The sequence below is a fragment of the Uliginosibacterium flavum genome (assembly GCF_040566545.1).
In the GTDB taxonomy this organism is placed as follows: domain Bacteria; phylum Pseudomonadota; class Gammaproteobacteria; order Burkholderiales; family Rhodocyclaceae; genus Uliginosibacterium; species Uliginosibacterium flavum.
Map to the genome: position 1 here is coordinate 202,809 of NZ_JBEWZI010000003.1, position 18,213 is coordinate 221,021.

The 18,213-nt window shown below is 61.6% G+C and carries 18 protein-coding genes; 9 read left to right on the forward strand and 9 right to left on the reverse strand.

What is annotated here, in order from left to right; genetic code table 11:
* The 3 genes from ABXR19_RS04290 to pyrF all read right to left on the reverse strand — a co-directional run bounded on the left by ABXR19_RS04290 (position 1) and on the right by pyrF (position 2,035).
* Positions 1-450: a MarR family winged helix-turn-helix transcriptional regulator gene (locus ABXR19_RS04290; protein WP_354599856.1), complete on the reverse strand. Its 450-nt coding sequence runs from the start codon at positions 448-450 to the stop codon at positions 1-3.
* Positions 451-722: 272 nt separating this feature from the next.
* Positions 723-1,208, reverse strand: a complete 486-nt coding sequence (locus tag ABXR19_RS04295; RefSeq protein WP_354599857.1) for a hypothetical protein — start codon at positions 1,206-1,208, stop codon at positions 723-725.
* Between the two features lie 11 nt (positions 1,209-1,219).
* Entirely contained in the window at positions 1,220-2,035 is an 816-nt protein-coding gene (gene pyrF, locus ABXR19_RS04300) for an orotidine-5'-phosphate decarboxylase (protein ID WP_354599858.1), read from the reverse strand.
* Positions 2,036-2,191: 156 nt separating this feature from the next.
* Between pyrF and rng the strand changes: the two genes are divergently transcribed.
* The 5 genes from rng to ABXR19_RS04325 all read left to right on the forward strand — a co-directional run bounded on the left by rng (position 2,192) and on the right by ABXR19_RS04325 (position 7,317).
* Complete coding sequence (gene rng, locus ABXR19_RS04305) at positions 2,192-3,646, forward strand: ribonuclease G (RefSeq protein WP_354599859.1); 1,455 nt, start codon at positions 2,192-2,194, stop codon at positions 3,644-3,646.
* Positions 3,647-3,746: 100 nt separating this feature from the next.
* Positions 3,747-4,406, forward strand: a complete 660-nt coding sequence (locus tag ABXR19_RS04310; RefSeq protein WP_354599860.1) for an HAD family hydrolase — start codon at positions 3,747-3,749, stop codon at positions 4,404-4,406.
* 122 nt (positions 4,407-4,528) lie between these two features.
* Positions 4,529-5,704: a phosphoglycerate dehydrogenase gene (locus tag ABXR19_RS04315; RefSeq protein ID WP_354599861.1), complete on the forward strand. Its 1,176-nt coding sequence runs from the start codon at positions 4,529-4,531 to the stop codon at positions 5,702-5,704.
* A gap of 138 nt (positions 5,705-5,842) precedes the next feature.
* Positions 5,843-6,217, forward strand: coding sequence for a VOC family protein (locus ABXR19_RS04320; protein ID WP_354599862.1), 375 nt, complete (start codon positions 5,843-5,845; stop codon positions 6,215-6,217).
* Positions 6,218-6,450: 233 nt separating this feature from the next.
* Positions 6,451-7,317, forward strand: a complete 867-nt coding sequence (locus ABXR19_RS04325; RefSeq protein WP_354599863.1) for a hypothetical protein — start codon at positions 6,451-6,453, stop codon at positions 7,315-7,317.
* Positions 7,318-7,339: 22 nt separating this feature from the next.
* Here ABXR19_RS04325 and ABXR19_RS04330 read toward each other — a convergent pair whose 3' ends face one another.
* From ABXR19_RS04330 to ABXR19_RS04345, 4 genes are all read right to left on the reverse strand, one after another.
* A complete protein-coding gene (locus ABXR19_RS04330; protein ID WP_354599864.1) occupies positions 7,340-8,674 on the reverse strand; it encodes a DEAD/DEAH box helicase in 1,335 nt (444 codons plus the stop codon).
* A 305-nt stretch (positions 8,675-8,979) separates the two neighbouring features.
* Positions 8,980-9,339 (reverse strand): translation initiation factor Sui1, encoded by a 360-nt coding sequence (locus tag ABXR19_RS04335; RefSeq protein ID WP_354599865.1) that lies wholly within the window; start codon positions 9,337-9,339, stop codon positions 8,980-8,982.
* 132 nt (positions 9,340-9,471) lie between these two features.
* Positions 9,472-9,798, reverse strand: a complete 327-nt coding sequence (locus tag ABXR19_RS04340; protein WP_354599866.1) for a hypothetical protein — start codon at positions 9,796-9,798, stop codon at positions 9,472-9,474.
* A gap of 4 nt (positions 9,799-9,802) precedes the next feature.
* A complete protein-coding gene (locus ABXR19_RS04345; protein WP_354599867.1) occupies positions 9,803-11,455 on the reverse strand; it encodes a fatty acid--CoA ligase in 1,653 nt (550 codons plus the stop codon).
* Positions 11,456-11,645: 190 nt separating this feature from the next.
* Between ABXR19_RS04345 and ABXR19_RS04350 the strand changes: the two genes are divergently transcribed.
* Positions 11,646-12,083, forward strand: coding sequence for a PilZ domain-containing protein (locus tag ABXR19_RS04350; RefSeq protein WP_354599868.1), 438 nt, complete (start codon positions 11,646-11,648; stop codon positions 12,081-12,083).
* An 88-nt stretch (positions 12,084-12,171) separates the two neighbouring features.
* Here the strand turns inward: ABXR19_RS04350 and glmU are convergent, their stop codons facing one another.
* Positions 12,172-13,536 (reverse strand): bifunctional UDP-N-acetylglucosamine diphosphorylase/glucosamine-1-phosphate N-acetyltransferase GlmU, encoded by a 1,365-nt coding sequence (glmU, locus tag ABXR19_RS04355; protein WP_354599869.1) that lies wholly within the window; start codon positions 13,534-13,536, stop codon positions 12,172-12,174.
* 184 nt (positions 13,537-13,720) lie between these two features.
* Between glmU and ABXR19_RS04360 the strand changes: the two genes are divergently transcribed.
* From ABXR19_RS04360 to ABXR19_RS04370, 3 genes are all read left to right on the forward strand, one after another.
* Positions 13,721-15,139, forward strand: coding sequence for a bifunctional enoyl-CoA hydratase/phosphate acetyltransferase (locus ABXR19_RS04360; RefSeq protein ID WP_354599870.1), 1,419 nt, complete (start codon positions 13,721-13,723; stop codon positions 15,137-15,139).
* A 23-nt stretch (positions 15,140-15,162) separates the two neighbouring features.
* Positions 15,163-16,356 (forward strand): acetate/propionate family kinase, encoded by a 1,194-nt coding sequence (locus tag ABXR19_RS04365; protein WP_354599871.1) that lies wholly within the window; start codon positions 15,163-15,165, stop codon positions 16,354-16,356.
* Between the two features lie 130 nt (positions 16,357-16,486).
* Complete coding sequence (locus ABXR19_RS04370; protein ID WP_354599872.1) at positions 16,487-17,530, forward strand: sugar kinase; 1,044 nt, start codon at positions 16,487-16,489, stop codon at positions 17,528-17,530.
* A 67-nt stretch (positions 17,531-17,597) separates the two neighbouring features.
* Here ABXR19_RS04370 and ABXR19_RS04375 read toward each other — a convergent pair whose 3' ends face one another.
* Positions 17,598-18,173, reverse strand: coding sequence for a hemerythrin domain-containing protein (locus tag ABXR19_RS04375; protein WP_354599873.1), 576 nt, complete (start codon positions 18,171-18,173; stop codon positions 17,598-17,600).
* Between the last annotated feature and the right edge of the window lie 40 nt (positions 18,174-18,213).

Genomic DNA, 18,213 nt, shown 5'->3' on the forward strand with positions numbered 1-18,213 from the left:
TCAGCGCGCCTCGACCGTTCCGGCTGCCGTGCGCAGCGCATCAATCAAAGGCGCCAGTGCAGCGGCCAGCTGCGCCTGATCCGCCTCGGCCAGCCCGGCCAGCAGGCTCTCGGCATGCCCGGTCAATTGCGTATCGACGCGCCCGGCCAGCTCAAGCCCGGCCGGCGTCAAATGCAGCTGCAGGCAACGCCGGTCACTCTCCAGCGGCATCCGCTCGACCCAGCCATCGGCCACCATGCGATCCAGCATGCGGCTGACCCAGCTCTTCTCCAGGCCCACTACCCGGCCGAATTCAGCCTGGGTCAACGGCCCGTTTTTCTGCAGCAACATCAGCATCCGCCCTTGCGGCGGCAAGCCCTGTTCATGCGCGTAACGGCGCTGACGGACAAGATAGAGCTGCACCAGCTCGCGCATCTGGCGGGCAAGGTTCATCGTTTCGGGGGTTTTCATGGCGGACGTAGAAATAGTTGCTATACACAACACTCTAAGCGAGGGTTGTTGCGTTTAGCAACCAATTTTCAGCCAAGCCACAATTCCTTGCATTTCCTTGCCTGCCTGAAGAGCCGCGCCTGACAAGGGCCTTCAGGCAGACATCCCGAAGAACCCCGCCCTGCAAGCCTCTTCATATAGGCATACCTAAGAAGATCATCCAGAGCGGGTCTTCGGGCAATAAATATATGAACAATGGCGAGGTTTTCAGCGTTCGACATGGACACCATCAACTACTGGCAAGAATCTGATCCACCCAAACCCCAACTCAGATTCAGCGAATACATCATGTCATTGCTCTCAGCGCTTTTCACATAATGCAAAGCAGCCTGATATTCACCCTTGCAGTAGTACGCCACCTTTTCTCCCAAGTCGCGTCCATAGTCTTTAATAATTTTCGTTTTGTGAAATTTCCAGCCGTTCTTGACAAGAATTTTGTCATAGTAGGCTTGCCCCTCAGCGGCGGGCATGTGTCGCACGAAACGGCCTGAAACAAGCCCTTGGCTTGGCTTGTGACTTGTCGTGTAAGAAGGCCAACCCGTCGCTCCAGCACCAGGCTCAATGGCTTGAAACTCGGTTTCGAGCTGCGCTAGAGTCGCCTTGGCCTTAGGCTCGTTGATCACGAGGTCATAAGCAAGGTTGGCAAAAACACAAACAAAAACGAGACAGGCAATCCATTTCCCAATTTTCTCAAATCGGGTTTTGATGTCCGCTTTCATTTCACAAACCTTCAGCGATACAGATTGATCTCGTCGCGCGTGGCAATCGCCACCTTGCGGGCCTGCGCGGCGAAGTCTTCGCCTTTGCCGGCATACAGGATGGCGCGCGAGGAGTTGATCATCAGGCCCAGCCCGTCGGCGGTCTTGCCCGCGTTCACCGTGGCCTGCACGTCGCCGCCCTGTGCGCCGACGCCGGGCACCAGCAGGGGCATGTCGCCGATGATGGCGCGCACGTCTGCCAGTTCTTGCGGGAAGGTGGCGCCGACGACCAGCGCGGCCTGACCGTGCTTGTTCCACTTCTCGGCGACGAGGCTGGCGACGTGCTGATACAGCTTCTTGCCGCCGTCGACGGTGAGGTTCTGCAGGTCGGAGCCGCCGGGGTTGGAGGTGCGGCACAGCACGATCAGGCCGCACTCCGGGTATTCGAGGTAGGGCTCGACCGAGTCGAAGCCCATGTAGGGATTCACGGTGAGCGCGTCGGCCTGATAGCGCACAAAGGCTTCGCGGGCGTACTGGGCGGCGGTGGCGCCGATGTCGCCTCGCTTGGCATCCAGAATCACCGGGATGTCCGGATACTCGGCGTGGATGTAATCGATCAGGGCTTCGAGCTGGGCTTCGGCTGACTCGCCCGCGAAGTAGGCGATCTGCGGTTTGAAAGAACAGGCGACGTCCGCCGTGGCATCGACGATGGCCTTGCAGAATTCGTAGATGGCGTCCGGCTTGCCTTGCAGGTGGGCCGGGAATTTCGCCAGATCCGGATCGAGCCCCACACACAGCAGCGAGTTGTTCTTTTGCCAGGCAGCGGCGAGGTCGGTGATGAAGGGCATGGAAGCTCCAGCGAAGAGGAATGCCGCAATTTTAACGCAGGGCAGGTGCGCTGCAGCACTATCCGTCTGGAAGCGTGTCAAATGCCCATCCGGCGAACCCGTGGGGTCGAGGCTTGCCGGTAGAATGGTGCCACTTACAAAATTCCGGGTGCTCTCATGAGCGAGGCTTATCTCATCAATTTCACGCCGCAGGAGACGCGCGTCGCGCTGCTCTATAACGGCGTGGTGCAGGAACTGCACATCGAGCGCGAACATTCGCGCGGTTTCGTCGGCAATATCTATCTGGGCAAGGTGGTGCGCGTGCTGCCCGGCATGCAGTCGGCTTTCATCGACATCGGTCTGGAACGCACGGCCTTTCTGCATGTGGCAGATATCTGGATGGATCGCGCCGCCGGCGAAGTGCAACGTCCCATCGAGCGCCTGCTCAACGAAGGCCAGTCGCTGATCGTGCAGGTGCTCAAGGACCCGCTGGGCACCAAGGGCGCACGTTTGTCGACGCAATTGTCGATTGCCGGTCGGCTGGTGGTGTATCTGCCGCAGGACAACCATATCGGCATTTCGCAGCGCATCGAAAACGAGGCCAGCCGCGATCGCCTGCGCTCACGCCTGCAAAGCCTTTTGCCGCCCGAGGAAAAAGGCGGCTTCATCGTCCGCACTCAGGCCGAGCAGGCCAGCGACGAAGAGCTGGCAGCCGACGTGGCCTATCTGCGCAAGCAGTGGTCGGAGATCGAAGCGCAGCGCCTGACCGGCAAACCGCCGGCCCTGCTGTATCGCGATCTGAATCTGGCCCAGCGCGTGCTGCGTGACCTGATCGGCAGCGAAACCGAAAAAGTGGTGATTGATTCACGCGAGAACCACCAGAAGATGGCGCAGTTCGCCGCCGATTACATGCCACGGGTCGCTGACCTGCTGGAGCACTACGCCGGTGAGCGGCCGCTCTTCGATCTGCATGGTGTCGAAGAGGAAATCCAGAAGGCGCTGGCACGACGTGTCGACCTGAAGAGTGGCGGCTACCTGATCATCGACCAGACCGAAGCGCTGTGCACTATCGACGTAAACACCGGCGGCTTTGTCGGCGCCCGCACCTTTGACGACACTATCTTCAAGACCAATCTGGAAGCCGCTCAGGCCATCGCCCGTCAGCTGCGCCTGCGCAATCTGGGCGGCATCATCCTGCTCGACTTCATCGACATGGAGAACGAAGAGCACCGCCTGTCGGTGCTCGCCGAGCTGACCAAGGCATTGGCGCGCGATCACACAAAGGTCTCGGTCGGCGGATTTACCTCGCTGGGGCTGGTGGAGATGACGCGCAAGCGCACCCGCGAATCGCTGGCCCACGTGCTGTGTCAGGCCTGCCCGACCTGCGAAGGGCGCGGCGAAGTAAAAACCGCACGCACCGTAGCCTACGAAGTGATGCGCGAAGTGGTACGCGAAGCACGCCAGTTCAGCGCCAAGGAATTCCGCATCCTCGCCTCGCCCAGCGTGGTGGAGATGTTCCATGAGGAGGAGGCGCAAGCCATTGCCAACCTGCAGGACTTCATCGGCAAGCCGATTTCCTTCCACGCCGAGACCAGCTACACGCCGGAGCAATTTGACATCGTTTTGTTGTAGGGAACTCGGTAATGGGAACTGGGGACTGGGAAAACCAGCCCCAGCCGCCAACCGAGTTCCCAGTTCCCTGCCCCCTGCCCCCAGTCCCCAGTCCCCAGTCATGCTCACCCTCACTCGCCCTCGCGCCGTCATCTTCGACATGGACGGCCTGCTCCTGGATTCGGAGCGCGTCGCCCTGGCCTTCTTCGAACAGGCTTCCAAGGAACTGGGCGCGCCCTGGACGGCGGAGTTGGGCCTGTCCATGGTCGGGCGCACGGCCAAAGATTCGAATCAGCTGATCCTCGACGCCTTCGGCACGGACTTCCCGATTGACGCGCATCGCGCCCGTTTCGGTGAGCTGTACGAGGCGGCAATTGTGGCCGGCGAGATTCCGATCAAACCCTTCGTGCGCGAGCTGCTCGATTATCTGGAAGGCACAGGCATTCCCTGTGCTGTCGCCACCTCGACCCACCGCCCGCGCGCCGAAGCCAAGCTTGGCCGCGCGCAGCTGTTGCCAAAATTTGTCGCGCTGGCCTGTGGCGATGAGGTCACCCGGGGCAAGCCCGCGCCGGATATCTACGAGCTGGCCGCCCTGCGCCTGAGCGTCGAACCGCGCGATTGTCTGGCGCTGGAGGATTCGAACGCCGGCGTGCGCGCGGCGGTTTCCGCCAACATGCAGACCGTGATGGTGCCGGATCTGCTCAAGCCCGATGCCGACATCCGCCGCTATGGCGTGCCGGTGGTCGCCTCGCTCAAGGATGTGCTGGTCGCCCTGATGTAAGCACGACTTGACCCGCTTCAAGTCGCGCGCAAGCCAAACCCCGTACAATGCCGCCTTTCCGCTGCAGGCTGCGGAGCCGGAATTTCCCTTCCCGTCATCATCCACGTTTGAGGACTCACACGATGTTCAAGATCCAGACGCTTAACAAGATTGCCGCCTGCGGCCTCGACCGCCTGCCGCGTGACCACTACGAATCTGCCACCGAGATCCTCAATCCGGACGGTGTCATGCTGCGCTCGGCCGACATGCACAGCATCGAGATTCCCGCCTCCGTGCTGGCGATTGCGCGTGCCGGAGCCGGCGTGAACAACATCCCGCTGCCCAAGTGTTCGGAACGCGGCATCGTCGTGTTCAACACGCCGGGCGCCAACGCCAATGGCGTAAAAGAAATCGTCATCGCCTCCCTGCTGCTGTCCAGCCGTAACCTGTTTGAAGGCATCACTTGGGCCAACACGCTCAAGGGCAAGGGCGACGAAGTGCCGCCGCTGGTGGAAAAAGGTAAGGCCCAGTTCGTCGGCCCGGAAATCCAGGGCAAGACCCTTGGCGTGATCGGTCTGGGCGCCATCGGCGTGCTGGTAGCGAATGCCGCCAACGCTCTGGGTATGCGCGTCATCGGCTTCGACCCCTTCGTTAGCGTCGACGCCGCCTGGAAACTGTCGCACGAAGTGCAGAAAGCGCCCAGCCTTGATGCGCTGGTCGCCGAATCCGACTACATCACGATCCACGTGCCGCTGACCGCCGAAACCAAGAACCTCTTCAACGCCGAGCGCATCAGCCACATGAAGAAGGGCTGCCGCCTGCTCAATTTCAGCCGCAATGGTCTGGTCGACAACGCCGCCATCAAGGCCGCGATTGCCTCCGGCCACGTGGGCGGTTATGTCATCGACCTGCCGGAAGACGAGCTGCTGGGCGTGGACAAGGTCCTGTGCGTGCCGCACCTGGGCGCCTCCACCCCGGAATCCGAAGACAACTGCGCGGTGATGGCGGCCGACCAGATGCGTGAATTCCTGGAGCGCGGCAACATCAAGAACTCCGTGAATTTCCCGGCCTGCGAACTGGCCCCGAGCGGCAAGACGCGCATCACCGTATCGAACCGCAATGTGCCCAACGTGATCAGCAGCCTCACCGCCCAGCTCGGCGCCATCGGCCTGAACATCGAAGACATGATCAACAAGCATCGCGGCGACGTGGCCTATAACATCATCGACGTGTCCGGCGACGTGCCGGCCGACGTGGTCGCCAAGCTCAAGACCGTGGATGGCGTGATCGCCGTACGCGTGATCCCGAACTGCAAGTAAGCTGCGGCATCGCTGCACGCCAAAGGCCCGTCCGCCAGGATGGGCCTTTTTTTCGCCACAGCCCGTAAGCCTGTGACACCCTCATCACCCAGGCTCGGCAATAATCCCAGCTCAGCCCCCTCACACAAAGGAAGCACCATGATCGGTTACGTCACCCTCGGCAGCAACGACATCCCCCGCGCCGCCGCCTTTTACGATGCCCTGCTCGCCAGCATCGGCGCCAAACGCGACATGGAAACCGAGCGCTTTGTTTCTTGGGGCGTCGCCCCGGACAAGCCTTCACTGTGTGTCATCACGCCCTTTGACGGCCAGCCCGCCACAGTCGGCAACGGCACGATGGTCTCGCTGCACCTGCCGAACCGCGCCGCCGTCGACGCCTTCTACAAGAAAGCCATGGAATTGGGCGCCAAGGACGAAGGCCCGGCCGGCCCGCGCGGTGACAGCGGCTTCTACGCCGCCTACTTCCGCGATCTGGATGGCAACAAGCTGGGCGTGTTCACGATGAGTGCCTGAAGAGCCGTATAGGGCGGGCTTCTGCAAGGAGCCTGCCCGCAGAGGCAGGCTGCGTGAGGCTCTTCAGCCGTTCATTAAAAAAAAGGCCCGTCCGCAAGGATGGGCCTTTTGCGCAAACAGGCTCACGGCAGATCAAGCGCGACACACTTTCTATAATGAAAGTGGGAGGCGGGGGAAAGTGGCGTTACTTGGCGCTTTCCCACCCGCCACCGCTTGAGCAAAGGAGCGCAGCCATGCGAAACCTGTTGCGGAAACATCCATTCATCCTGCTCGCCCTGCTCCTGATCCTGCTGCTGACGTCCTGTGGCGGAGGCGGTGGAGATGGAGGCGGCGGCACGACATCAAGTTCGTCGAGTTCATCAAGCTCCTCCAGTTCTTCGGGTGGCGCACTCGCGTGGAATATCTACAAGGCAGACACCCCGCCGGATGCGCTCGCGTCGGTGAGTCTGGCCGATGGCTCGACGAGCCGGTTTACGATAGCGGCGAATGCCGGCAACTTCACCGCCAATGACGACGGCACGCTCAGCCTGAACAGCACGAGCATCGCGTCGCAACAGACGATGGCCAGGCTCGGCAGCGTCTGGGATGCCAGTGGCAGCTATCCCAAATCCGCCACGGCCTTGTTGCAGGTCGCACCCGGCAGCCTCTACCTGCTCAATCACACACTGGATCTTGATCTGGCCCTGGCCGACACGGGCGTGACGGGCAGCCGCGTCAAACTGGTGATCGCCACTGCCAGCACGGGCGTCCAGCTGGAAAAATGGGATGGCATCAACACCCTCAGTGCCAATACGACGAGTAGTCCGGCGGTTGATCTCGGCCGCGCCCATACCTATCAGCTGGTCGTCACGCTCAGCAGTGCAACACAGGGCAGCGCCACGCTGTATGTGGATGGCAATGCCACGCCCGTACTGGCGGTGTCCGGCGGTCTGCGCGCCACGGCAAGTGCCGGGGATAACTATCTCAGCTTCGGTGACGGTAGCATTGATCATCCGTATCAAGGCACGCTGGACTGGCTGATCTGGACGCCCGGCGCCTACACGCCGGTGCAGCTGAGCGGCAAGCTGCCGGCCGGGATTGGCACGAGCACGGGCTATTGAGCCCGGATCCTGGCGTTCCGCCCTAACGGCTGCGCGGTTTGGCCGCGGGCTTGGCGGGCCGGGATCCCGGCGCTTTGCTGGCGGCCGCGCGACCACCGCTGCGGCCAATTTTGAGCGGTTTACGCTTGCCGCCTGCGGAGGCACCCGGCGCCTTGGATTTCTGCGGCTTCTTCGGCTTGTGAATGACCTGCTGGCCTTCCGGCGCGGTCTGGCCGACGCGGTGCGTGGCGGCAAAGCCGGGTTCTTCAACGCGTTTGATGGTCTGGCGGATCAGGGCTTCGATGGCGGCGAGCATCTTCACTTCGTCAGCACACACCAGCGACAGGGCCAGGCCGCCGGCGCCGGCGCGGCCGGTGCGGCCGATACGGTGCACGTAATCTTCAGCAACGCTGGGCATGTCGAAATTGATCACGATGGGCAGATCGTCGATATCCAGACCGCGCGCCGCGACATCGGTGGCGACGAGGATGCTGACCTCGCCACTCTTGAAGCGACTCAGCGCGCGCTGGCGCCCGGCCTGGGCCTTGTCGCCGTGGATCGCGTCGGCATTGAATCCCTGATGCAGCAGCGTTTCCAGCAAGGCTTCGGCGCCCTTGCGGGTGCGCACGAAGACCAGCACCGGGCTCCAGCCATTCTTTTTCAGCAGGTGGCTGAAGAGTTCGGTCTTGCGCTTCTTGTCACAGGTCACCAGCCATTGCTTGACGCCCTGCACGGTGGAATTGCGCGGGCTGACTTCGATGCGCTCCGGACTGTGCAGCAGCTTGACGGACAAGGCACGAATCGCATCGGAGAAAGTCGCCGAAAACAGCAGGGTCTGACGCCGGCGGGTCAGGGCCGCGAAGACCTGATCCAGTTCGCGCGCGAAGCCCAGATCGAGCATGCGGTCGGCTTCGTCCAGCACCAGGGTCTGTACCTCATCGAAACGCAGGGCATTCTTCCAGAGCAGATCCAGCAGGCGGCCGGGCGTGGCGACGAGCACGTCAACGCCCCGGCGCAGCTGCGTGATCTGCGGCCCGATCCCCACGCCGCCATAGGCGACGGCGTATTTCAAAGGCAGGAAGTGACCGTAATCGCAGAAGCTGCTGAAGACCTGCTCGGCCAGCTCGCGCGTGGGCACCAGCACCAGCACGCGCACGGACTGCGGGCCGACCGGAGTCGTCTCAGCGGCCAAGCGCTGCAGCAGCGGCAGGGCGAAGCCGGCGGTCTTGCCGGTGCCGGTCTGCGCGGCAGCCATCAGATCGCGCCCCGCCAGAACGGCCGGAATCGCCTGCGCCTGCACGGGCGTGGGCGTGTGATAACCGAGTACGTCGAGCGCACGCAACAGGGGTTCGATCAGGGCGAGTTCGGTGAAGGTCATGGGGCGGTGAAGAGTGAGGCGTAAGGAGTGAGGGGTAAGACCCTGCAATGGGTGGGAGTGTGACAGATCAAAGCAAGTCGCAAGTCGCAAGTCGCAAGTCGCAAGTCGCAAGTCGCAAGTCGCAAGTCGCAAGTCGCAAGTCGCAAGTCGCAGCAGAGTTTAGCCGCCTGCGCGCCTCTGTGGGAGCGAGGTCCACTTCTGCCGGCGCGCTCTGGAAGTGTGGACAAGGCGCCCCGCCGCAGACAGTACGCCAGTACGGCAAGGCGGGAGCAAGGCCGTCATCGCTTTCAGAGCGAGTCGGCGGTTTAGCCGCCCGCACGCTTTACGTTATATCCCAGCGCCTTGAGCTTGGTGATCACCGCGTCGCAGTGATCGCCCTGCACCTCGATCACGCCGTCCTTGGTGGTGCCACCGGTGCCACAGGCAGCCTTGAGCGTCTTGCCCAGCGCGGCGAGCGCGGTGGCGTCCAGCGGCACGCCCTTGATCACGGTGACACACTTGCCGCCACGGCTCTTGGTGTCGCGCGACACGCGCACCACGCCATCGCCGCTCGGTGAGGGCGCCTGCTTGCAGATGCAGGCATCGACGGGCCGGCGGCAGCCGGGACAGGTGCGGCCAAGTTCGGTGGAATATACGAGGCCGCCGGAGGCGTTTTTCGGTTTCATGCTGGCCATGCTGATCGTCTATCGAAGCGTGATTTGTTTAAAAATGACCTGCCTGAAGAGCCGCACTGGGCGGGCTTGTTCAGACAGGCATGCTGGAGATGTCCGCCCCGCGCGGCTCTCCGCGCCGGCAAATCAAGCTTGCCACACACCGTAACCGGCCTCGCGCAGCGCTATCCCCAGCTCGACTTCCATTTCCGCCGCCGCATGATACGGCATCGGGTTGTAGCATTCATACAGCGCGGGCAGCAGGCGCAGGCCGTGCTCGGTGACGTAGCGGTTGGCGCGGATGCCAGCCTTGTGCTTGTCGAAACGCTCGTCGGGGCGCAGCCCGGTCATACCCACGTACACGCAGGGCTTGCCGGGCTGGTAGTCAGGATTGGCCTTCATGAAGCGCGGCTCCAGCAGCACGTCCCAGGACAGCTCGATGACATAGACGTGATGATGATGCCGCTTGGCCATCTGCTTAAACGCTGACGCGTGCCTCGCGCATCGCGCGCTTGTTGACCTTGCCGACACTGGTCTTGGACAGCGCCTTGACGAATTGCACCTGCAGCAGCACGCCGTGACGCGAGATGCCGGTGGTTTCGATCAGGTGCGCGGCGAAGTTGCGGATCGCGTGCTCGGTGACCTTGCCATCGAAATCCGGCTTGAGCACCACCAGCGCCAGCGGGCGCTCGCCCCACTTCGGATCGGGAATGCCGATCACCGCGACTTCGTGCACGGCCTCGTGCTTGGCGAGCACGTCTTCCAGCGCCAGCGAGGAGGTCCATTCGCCGGCCGTCTTGATCACGTCCTTGATGCGGTCGGTGATCTTGAGGAAGCCGCGCGCGTCGATGTGGCCGATGTCAGCGGTATGCAGATAGCCGCCTTCCCACAGGGCTTCGGCGGCTTCGGGCGCCTTCAGGTAGCCCTGCGTCAGCCAGGGCGTGCGCACCACGACTTCACCAGTGGCGATACCATCGTGCGCCACGTCATCCATTTCAGCATCGACGATGCGCAGGTCGACCAAGGGCATTGGCCGGCCGGTCTTGGCGCGCAAGACCGCCTGGTCTTCAGGAGACAAATCGAGATCGGCCGTGTTCAGGTTGGCCAGCGTCAGCACCGGGCACGTCTCGGACATGCCGTAACCGGTAAACAGATCGATGCCGCGCTTCATCGCGGCCAGCGCCTGCACCTGCGGCATGACCGAGCCGCCGATGATTACCTTCCAGCCCTTGAAGTCAATTTCGGCCGCGAGCGGATGGGTCAGCAGCATGTGCATGATGGTTGGCACGCAATGCGAGTAAGTGACTTTCTCGTCGCGAATCAGCCGCAGCAGGCTCTCCGGCAGATATTTGCCGGGATAGACCTGACGCAGACCGAGCATCGTGGCCAGATACGGGAAGCCCCAGGCATGCACATGGAACATCGGCGTGATCGGCATGTACACGTCTTCGCGATGCATGCGCCCCTGCCCCGGCGCGGTGCCCAGCGAGGAAGCCAGCGACAGGGTATGCAGCACCAGCTGGCGGTGGCTGAAATACACGCCCTTCGGATCGCCCGTGGTGCCGGTGGTGTAGAAGGTGGTGGCCTGCGCGTTCTCGTCAAAATCCGGGAAATCGTAATCCGGCGCAGCGGCAGCGAGCATCGCCTCGTATTCCGTTGCCAGCGCGACCGGCGCTTCGTGCGGATGAGACTCGTCGCTGATCAAGACGAAATGCCGCACAGTCGTCAGGCGATCGGCAATCTGAGCCAGCAACGGGAAGAACTCGCTGTTGATCAGCAGCACATCGGCCTGTGCATGGTTCAGCGTGTACAGGATCTGCTCGGCCGACAGGCGCACATTCACGGTCTGCAGGATCGCGCCCATCATCGGCACGCCGAAAAAACATTCGAGGTAACGGTGACTGTCCCAGTCCATCACCGCCACGGTCTGGCCGGCGTCCACGCCCAGCGCGGCGAGGCCGCTGGCCAGGCGCCCGATGCGTTCGCGCAGGGTGCGGTAACTGTAGCGGATGCGGCCCTGATAGCTGATCTCCTGATCCGGCGCGGTCGCCAGTGAGGCGTGCAACAGACTTTTGATCAGCAAGGGGTATGTGTAGGCCGACGGCGTGGCCTGAATGAGCTTGACGGGCATGGTTTTGTCTCGTGGATTATTGGTCTGTGCGTCTTGCGCTGCGCGAGTTTAACCCGCGCAAGCGCGGCCAGTCAGCGGCGTATGGGCGCTGTGTAGTGAAAAGCGTGACAACCGTCACAAGGGCAGTTTTATCCTGATGGAACAAGACGCCAGCAGATACTAGGCTGGAGTCATCCACCGGCAGAGCACCATGAACAACTCCGTCCAGCATCGCGATCGCGCCTATCTGCGCCATCCTTCAGAAATGCCCATCCACATCCATTGCGAAGGTCAGCTCGGGCGCAGCCTGCGCAGTCTGCGCGACGTGAGTCAGGGCGGGCTGGCCTGCCGCTCTGCTGAACCGCTGGAAGTTGGCAGCGAAGTCTCGGTGGAAATCCCGGTCGGCACACGTCCCTTCCGCGCACGCGGTGCCGTGGTGTGGTGCCGCCACGCCCACTCCTGCTACGAACTGGGCATCCAGTTCGTAGCCCACGAAGACGCTTACGCGGTGCGCATGGTTGAGCAGCTCTGCTACATCGAACGCTACCGGCGCGAAACGCTCGACAAGGAAGGCCGCGAACTGGACAGCACGCAAGCTGCCATGGAGTGGATCAGCAAATACGCGGCGAGTTTCCCGCATATCGAGTAGCACACCGAAGAGCCGCACCAGGCGGATCTCTTCGGGCATGCCAGCTGAAGAGCCAATCTGCGCGCGGCTCTTCAGACAGCCCTCACCATCACTCCTTTTTGACTTTCACCGGCCGCACCCAGCCCGTCAGACTGAGCTGGCGCGTGCGTGAGATTGTCAGCGCGTCCGCCGGCGCATCCTGCGTCAGGGTTGTACCGGCGCCAATCGTGGCGCCCTTGCCGACACACACCGGCGCGACCAGCTGCGCATCCGAACCGATGAAGGCGTCGTCCTCAATGATTGTGCGGAACTTGTTGGCGCCATCGTAGTTGCAGGTGATCACACCAGCGCCCACATTGACGCGGCTGCCGATGGTGGCGTCGCCCAGATAGGTGAGGTGATTGGCCTTGGAATGGGCGGCGATCTGGCAATTTTTGACTTCGACGAAGTTGCCGATATGCACGTCTTCGGCCAGCACGGTGCCGGGGCGCAGACGCGCGTAGGGGCCGAGCACGCCAGCGGCACCGATCTCGGCGGATTCGAAATGGCAGAAGGGCTTGATCACGCTGTCGGCGCCGACCTTGACGTCTTTCAGTACGCAATGCGCGCCGATCTTCACGCCATCGGCCAGTTCGACACGGCCTTCGAACACGCAACCGACGTCGATCTCCACGTCACGCCCGCAGATCAGCTCGCCGCGAATGTCGATGCGCGTCGGGTCAAGCAGGGTCACGCCGGCTTCGAGCAGAGCATCGGCCTGATTGCGTTGATGGATGCGCTCCAGTTCGGCGAGCTGGGCCTTGTTGTTGACGCCCAGGACTTCCCATTCGTGCGCCGGTTGCTGCGTGACGACCTCGACGCCTTCGGCCACGGCCATGGCGATCACGTCGGTCAGGTAGAACTCGCCCTGAGCATTGTTGTTCTGCAAACGCCCCAACCAGGCGCGCAATAAACTGCCCGGCGCGCACAGGATGCCGGTATTAACTTCCCGAATGGCCTTTTCAGCAGCACTGGCATCTTTCTCTTCTACGATGGAAGCGACACGCCCCTCAAGGTCTCGCACGATCCGGCCGTAACCTTTTGGGTCGGCCAGCTTCACGGTCAGCAAAGCCATGCGGGAGCTTCCTGCCGCCTCCACCAGATCGCGCAAAGTCTGCGCGCGGATCAGCGGCACATCGCCATAGAGCACCAGCACCGCACCTTCGTCGCCCAGCCAGGGCATGGCTTGCTGCACAGCGTGACCGGTGCCCAGTTGTTGTGCCTGCTCAGCCCACGCGATATCCGGGGCGTCGAGCGCGGCGCGCACCTGATCACCGCCGTGGCCGTACACCACACATAACGTCCGGGGCCCGAGCTTGCGCGACGTTGTCAGCACATGGCCGAGCATGGCTTGGCCAGCAATCGGTTGCAGCACCTTGGGCAGGCGTGAATTCATACGTTTGCCCTGACCCGCAGCGAGAATCGTGATTTGCATGTTTGTACAGGATTGATGGGTGGTTAGCGCCGCCGCAACGCGAAGGCACAGAAGCAGGAATTCTAGCATCCGGGGGTGACAAGGCTGTTTTGCGGCGGCGCGACATAATTCCCGACTCAATTTGATGATTGTCACCAAAAGGGCAGGTTTCGATAGTTATTATTGATACAAGAGGAGCAAGGCCATGGACATCACCGATTCCCCGCTCGAAACGCTGCAGAACATCACTTACGACGAAATCAAGGTCGGCGATAGCGCTACCCTGAACCGCACCGTGCGTCGAGAGGACATCCAGCTTTTCGCCGTAGTCTCCGGCGACGTCAATCCTTCACATCTGGACGATCAGTACGCGAAGGAAAGTGAGTTCGGTGAGGTCACGGCGCATGGCATGCTCTCCGGCGCGATGATCTCGGCGCTGCTCGGCAACCAGTTCCCCGGCCCCGGCACCACCTACGTCAGCCAGAGTTTGCGTTTCAACGCCCTCGTTCATATCGACGACACGCTGTCAGTCAAACTGGTCTGCACCCAGAAAATCCCCGATAAAAAGCAGCTGCTTATCGCCTGCACGGTGACCAATCAGGATGATGTACTGGTGGTGGAAGGCGAAGCCATCGTGGCTGCGCCGACGGTGCGCATCCGCCGCACCCGCGCCACCCTGCCCGAAGTAACCATCACTGACCAGCAGCGCCGTTACGATGAACTGCTGGCGCAAAGCGAAGGCTTGCCCGCCATCAAGGTCGCCGTCGCCCACCCCTGCGACGCGGAATCCCTCAAAGGCGCACTGCAAGCCATGCACGAAGGCCTGATCATCCCGATCCTGATCGGCCCGCTGGCTAAAATGCGCAAGGCTGCGGAAATGATCGGCGAGAGCCTGGATGGCTGCCAGTTGATCGACACCGAGCACAGCGTCGAATCCGCCGAACGCGCCGTGGCCTTGGCCAAGGCCGGCGAGGTGGACGCCTTGATGAAGGGCAGCCTGCACACCGATGAGTTGATGAGCCAGGTGGTCAACAAGATTACCGGTATCCGCACCGCACGCCGCATCAGCCACTGCTTTGTGGCCGATGTGCCACGCTACCCGCGCACCCTGCTGATTACCGACGCCGGCATCAACATCCAGCCCGAACTGGCGGACATGGTCGATATCGTGCAGAACGCCATTGATCTGGCCCATGCCATCAATATCCCGAAGCCACGCGTAGCGCTGCTCTCGGCGGTGGAAACCATCAACCCGAAGATCCCGTCCACCCTGATCGCTGCGGCACTGTGCAAGATGGCGGACCGTGGCCAGATCAAGGGCGGTATCCTTGATGGCCCGCTGGCCTTCGACAATGCCATTTCGCCCTTCGCGGCTCGCACCAAAGGCATTACCTCGGAAGTAGCTGGTTGCGCCGACATTCTGGTGGTGCCGGATCTGGAATCGGGCAATATGCTTGCCAAACAACTTGAATACCTTGCCGGCGCCTTATTGGCTGGTGTTGTGCTGGGCGCTCGCGTGCCCATTGTTTTAACCAGTCGCGCAGATCGGGCCGAAGCCCGCGCCGCGTCCTGCGCTGTCGTCAAACGTCTTGTAGCCCACCGCCTTGCAGCGGTATCCCTTTAAGTCCGCAAAAGAAAGAGATCGAAATGAAGTCCCTCCTGATCATCAACGCCGGCTCCTCCAGCCTCAAGTTTGCTGTCTTCAACCTGCCACTGGTTAAGGACGCGCCTTCGGTCTACCGTGGCCAGATCGACGGCATCGGCGCCAACACCCAGTTCGTCGCCAAGGACATCGACGGCAAGACGCTGCTCGACACCATCATCAAGTCGCCCGAAGGCACCGATCTGGAAGCGCAACAAGAACTGGCGCTGACCACCCTGCTCAGCTGGATTGAAGAACAGAAGGTGGAGCTGGCAGCCGTTGGCCACCGCGTGCTGCAAGGTGGCGAAAAATACAGTGCCCCGGTCGTCGTCACGCCGGAAGTGTTCAAGGTGCTCGAAACCTTCATCCCGCTGGGCCCGCTGCATCAGCCGCACAACCTGCGCCCGATTCGCGTACTGGCCGCCAAGTACCCGAACCTGCCGCAAGTCGCCTGTTTCGACACGGCCTTCCACCGCACCCAGCCCTGGCAAGCCCAGACTTACGCCATCCCGCGCAAGATCACGGCCGAAGGCGTCAAGCGCTACGGATTCCATGGCTCGTCCTACGATTACATCTCCCGTCAGCTGCCTGAAGTGATCGGTGACAAGTCGCACGGCAGCGTCATCATCGCCCACATGGGCAACGGCGCTTCGATGGCCGCCCTGCACGATTGCAAGTGTGTAGCCACTTCGATGGGTTTTACCGCCATCGAAGGCCTGATGATGGGCACCCGCACCGGCTCCATCGACCCGGGCGTGCTGCTGTACATGATGGATACCCACGGCTACGGCCCGAAGGAAATCTCCAACTTTCTGTACAAAGAATCGGGCCTGCTCGGCGTTTCCGGCATCAGTCAGGATTGCCGCACCCTTGAAGCGTCCGACGCGCCGGAAGCCAAAGAAGCGCTGGAACTGTTCTGCTACCGCGCAGCCCGCGAAATCGGCTCGCTGATGATGGCGGCCGGCGGCCTGGAAGCTTTGGTGTTCACCGGCGGCATCGGCGAAAACTCGCAATTCGTCCGCAACAAGGTCGTTGGCTACCTTGAATGGATGGGCGCCAAGATCGACCCGGAACTGAACAAGATCCGCGGTAAGGCCCATTGCATCAGCACCGCAGATTCAAAGATCACTCTGGCCGTAATCCCCACCAACGAAGAGTGGATGATCGCGCACCACACGACCTCCTTGTTGGGCCTGTAAGCCAGATTTAGCCGCACAAGAAAAGGCCATCCCCGTGATGGCCTTTTCTATTTGCGCACAGCAGAAGCACTCACAGAAGTGCCGCTCTGCAAACCTCTCCCTGTAAGCAAACTTCCTCAAGAAGATCAGCATGGAACACAAAATCATCAGTTTCGGCGAAGTCCTGCTCCGCCTCACGCCGCCCGGCTATCTCAAACTGTCGCAAACCAACAGCTTTGCCGCCACCTTCGGCGGCAGCGAAACCAACTGCGCCGTATCACTGGCTCACTTCGGCCTGAAGAGTGAATTCGTCACGCGTTTCCCGAAAAATGACATCGCCGACGCCTGCCTGGCCGAACTACGCTCACACGGCATCGAAACCGGCAACATCGTCTTCGGAGGCGAGCGCCTCGGCCTCTATTACTACGAAAATCCAGCCTCGCAACGCATCTCCAAGGTCGTATACGACCGTGCGAACTCATCCTTCGCCACGCTCAAACCGGGCATGATCGACTGGGAAAAAATTCTCAAGACGGCTACCTGGCTTCACTGGTCCGGCATCGGTCCGGGCCTGACACAGGACATCGCCGACGCCACCCTGGAAGCCATTCAGATCGCAAAGAAGCTCGGGCTGACCGTGTCCTGCGACCTGAACTATCGCAAGAACCTGTGGCAATACGGCAAATCGGCCCAGGAAGTCATGCGGCCCATGCTCGACCTGACCGACGTCCTCTTTGGCACCGGCAGCGAATACAAGGTGGTATACGGGGTCGACCCAGTGCCCTTCAAGGCGCGCAGCGCGGATGAAGCCATCGAACTCGATCGCTATCAGCGCTTCTTCGAGGAGACAAATGCCAAGGCGGGTGGCAACAAGAAGCTCTTCCTGGCACTACGCAACACACTGGACGCCAACCACCATATCTTCACGGGCCTGGTATATGCTGGCGGCAAGATGATCAAGGCCCGCACCCATGCCATCGAGCACGTCGTGGATTGTGTCGGCGTCGGCGATGCTTTCGCGGCCGGCATGATCTATGGCTTGATCCACTATCCCGGTGATGACGCCTCGGCCTTGGAGTTCGCAGTGGCGGCCGGCACGCTCAAGAACACCATCTACGGTGACTTCAACCTCGTTTCCGCAGAGGAAGTGGTGGCCTTGATGCAAAGCACGGGCGGCGAAAGCATCTCGCGCTGAGACAAGCAGGCATGAAAAAGGCGGCTCGTAGCCGCCTTCATTCACTCACCGCAGCCCGGTTCCCGCGTCAGGCGTTGGCAGCCTTTGCTGCGGCTTCGTCGACAGCTTTTTCTGCAGCACTGGCCTCAAGCGCGATGTCCAGCACGTCCCAGACTTCGCTCTCCTCCAGCTCAACATGCTTTTCCAGCATATGCACGAATTCGATAAGCATCTCGGTAGTAGGCTCGACCAGCGCTTTTTCCATCGCCCGCATCTTTTCGTGCTGGGCGAACACTTCATCAGCCAGCGCAACATGCCCCACTTCGCGCAGCATTGGCAGGGCATAACGCTCCTCCTCAACGAAGTGCGGCTCCAGATCGGAGGCGAACACACGGCGTACGCGCGCGGCAATCGCCGGCAAGTCGGCTTCAGTTTCCGGCGAGATCTCGCGGATGGCGGAAACGAAATGCATCACGGCCTGATGTTCCTGCGCCAGGTGCTTGAGTCGAAGGCTAAGTTTTCTCACTGTCTCTGTCTCACTGAGTAATTCGTGCTGTTGGAACGGGCCGACGCCTGCGCGCAGCCGGATTATTGTAGGCGAAGCTAAGCACATAGCCCGCAAAAACCTGTTGATAACGATCAAACCGAAGGCCCTGCGCGGCATCCACCTCGCTCGGTTACACTCACCCCATCCTTTTCAAGCA

Bases quoted from the DNA above. Each gene is read 5' to 3' on its own strand.
- ABXR19_RS04290 (WP_354599856.1), bottom strand. From the start codon at position 450: ATGAAAACCCCCGAAACGATGAACCTTGCCCGCCAGATGCGCGAGCTG.
- ABXR19_RS04295 (WP_354599857.1), bottom strand. From the start codon at position 1,208: ATGAAAGCGGACATCAAAACCCGATTTGAGAAAATTGGGAAATGGATT.
- pyrF (WP_354599858.1), bottom strand. From the start codon at position 2,035: ATGCCCTTCATCACCGACCTCGCCGCTGCCTGGCAAAAGAACAACTCG.
- rng (WP_354599859.1), top strand. From the start codon at position 2,192: ATGAGCGAGGCTTATCTCATCAATTTCACGCCGCAGGAGACGCGCGTC.
- ABXR19_RS04310 (WP_354599860.1), top strand. From the start codon at position 3,747: ATGCTCACCCTCACTCGCCCTCGCGCCGTCATCTTCGACATGGACGGC.
- ABXR19_RS04315 (WP_354599861.1), top strand. From the start codon at position 4,529: ATGTTCAAGATCCAGACGCTTAACAAGATTGCCGCCTGCGGCCTCGAC.
- ABXR19_RS04320 (WP_354599862.1), top strand. From the start codon at position 5,843: ATGATCGGTTACGTCACCCTCGGCAGCAACGACATCCCCCGCGCCGCC.
- ABXR19_RS04325 (WP_354599863.1), top strand. From the start codon at position 6,451: ATGCGAAACCTGTTGCGGAAACATCCATTCATCCTGCTCGCCCTGCTC.
- ABXR19_RS04330 (WP_354599864.1), bottom strand. From the start codon at position 8,674: ATGACCTTCACCGAACTCGCCCTGATCGAACCCCTGTTGCGTGCGCTC.
- ABXR19_RS04335 (WP_354599865.1), bottom strand. From the start codon at position 9,339: ATGAAACCGAAAAACGCCTCCGGCGGCCTCGTATATTCCACCGAACTT.
- ABXR19_RS04340 (WP_354599866.1), bottom strand. From the start codon at position 9,798: ATGGCCAAGCGGCATCATCATCACGTCTATGTCATCGAGCTGTCCTGG.
- ABXR19_RS04345 (WP_354599867.1), bottom strand. From the start codon at position 11,455: ATGCCCGTCAAGCTCATTCAGGCCACGCCGTCGGCCTACACATACCCC.
- ABXR19_RS04350 (WP_354599868.1), top strand. From the start codon at position 11,646: ATGAACAACTCCGTCCAGCATCGCGATCGCGCCTATCTGCGCCATCCT.
- glmU (WP_354599869.1), bottom strand. From the start codon at position 13,536: ATGCAAATCACGATTCTCGCTGCGGGTCAGGGCAAACGTATGAATTCA.
- ABXR19_RS04360 (WP_354599870.1), top strand. From the start codon at position 13,721: ATGGACATCACCGATTCCCCGCTCGAAACGCTGCAGAACATCACTTAC.
- ABXR19_RS04365 (WP_354599871.1), top strand. From the start codon at position 15,163: ATGAAGTCCCTCCTGATCATCAACGCCGGCTCCTCCAGCCTCAAGTTT.
- ABXR19_RS04370 (WP_354599872.1), top strand. From the start codon at position 16,487: ATGGAACACAAAATCATCAGTTTCGGCGAAGTCCTGCTCCGCCTCACG.
- ABXR19_RS04375 (WP_354599873.1), bottom strand. From the start codon at position 18,173: ATGCCGCGCAGGGCCTTCGGTTTGATCGTTATCAACAGGTTTTTGCGG.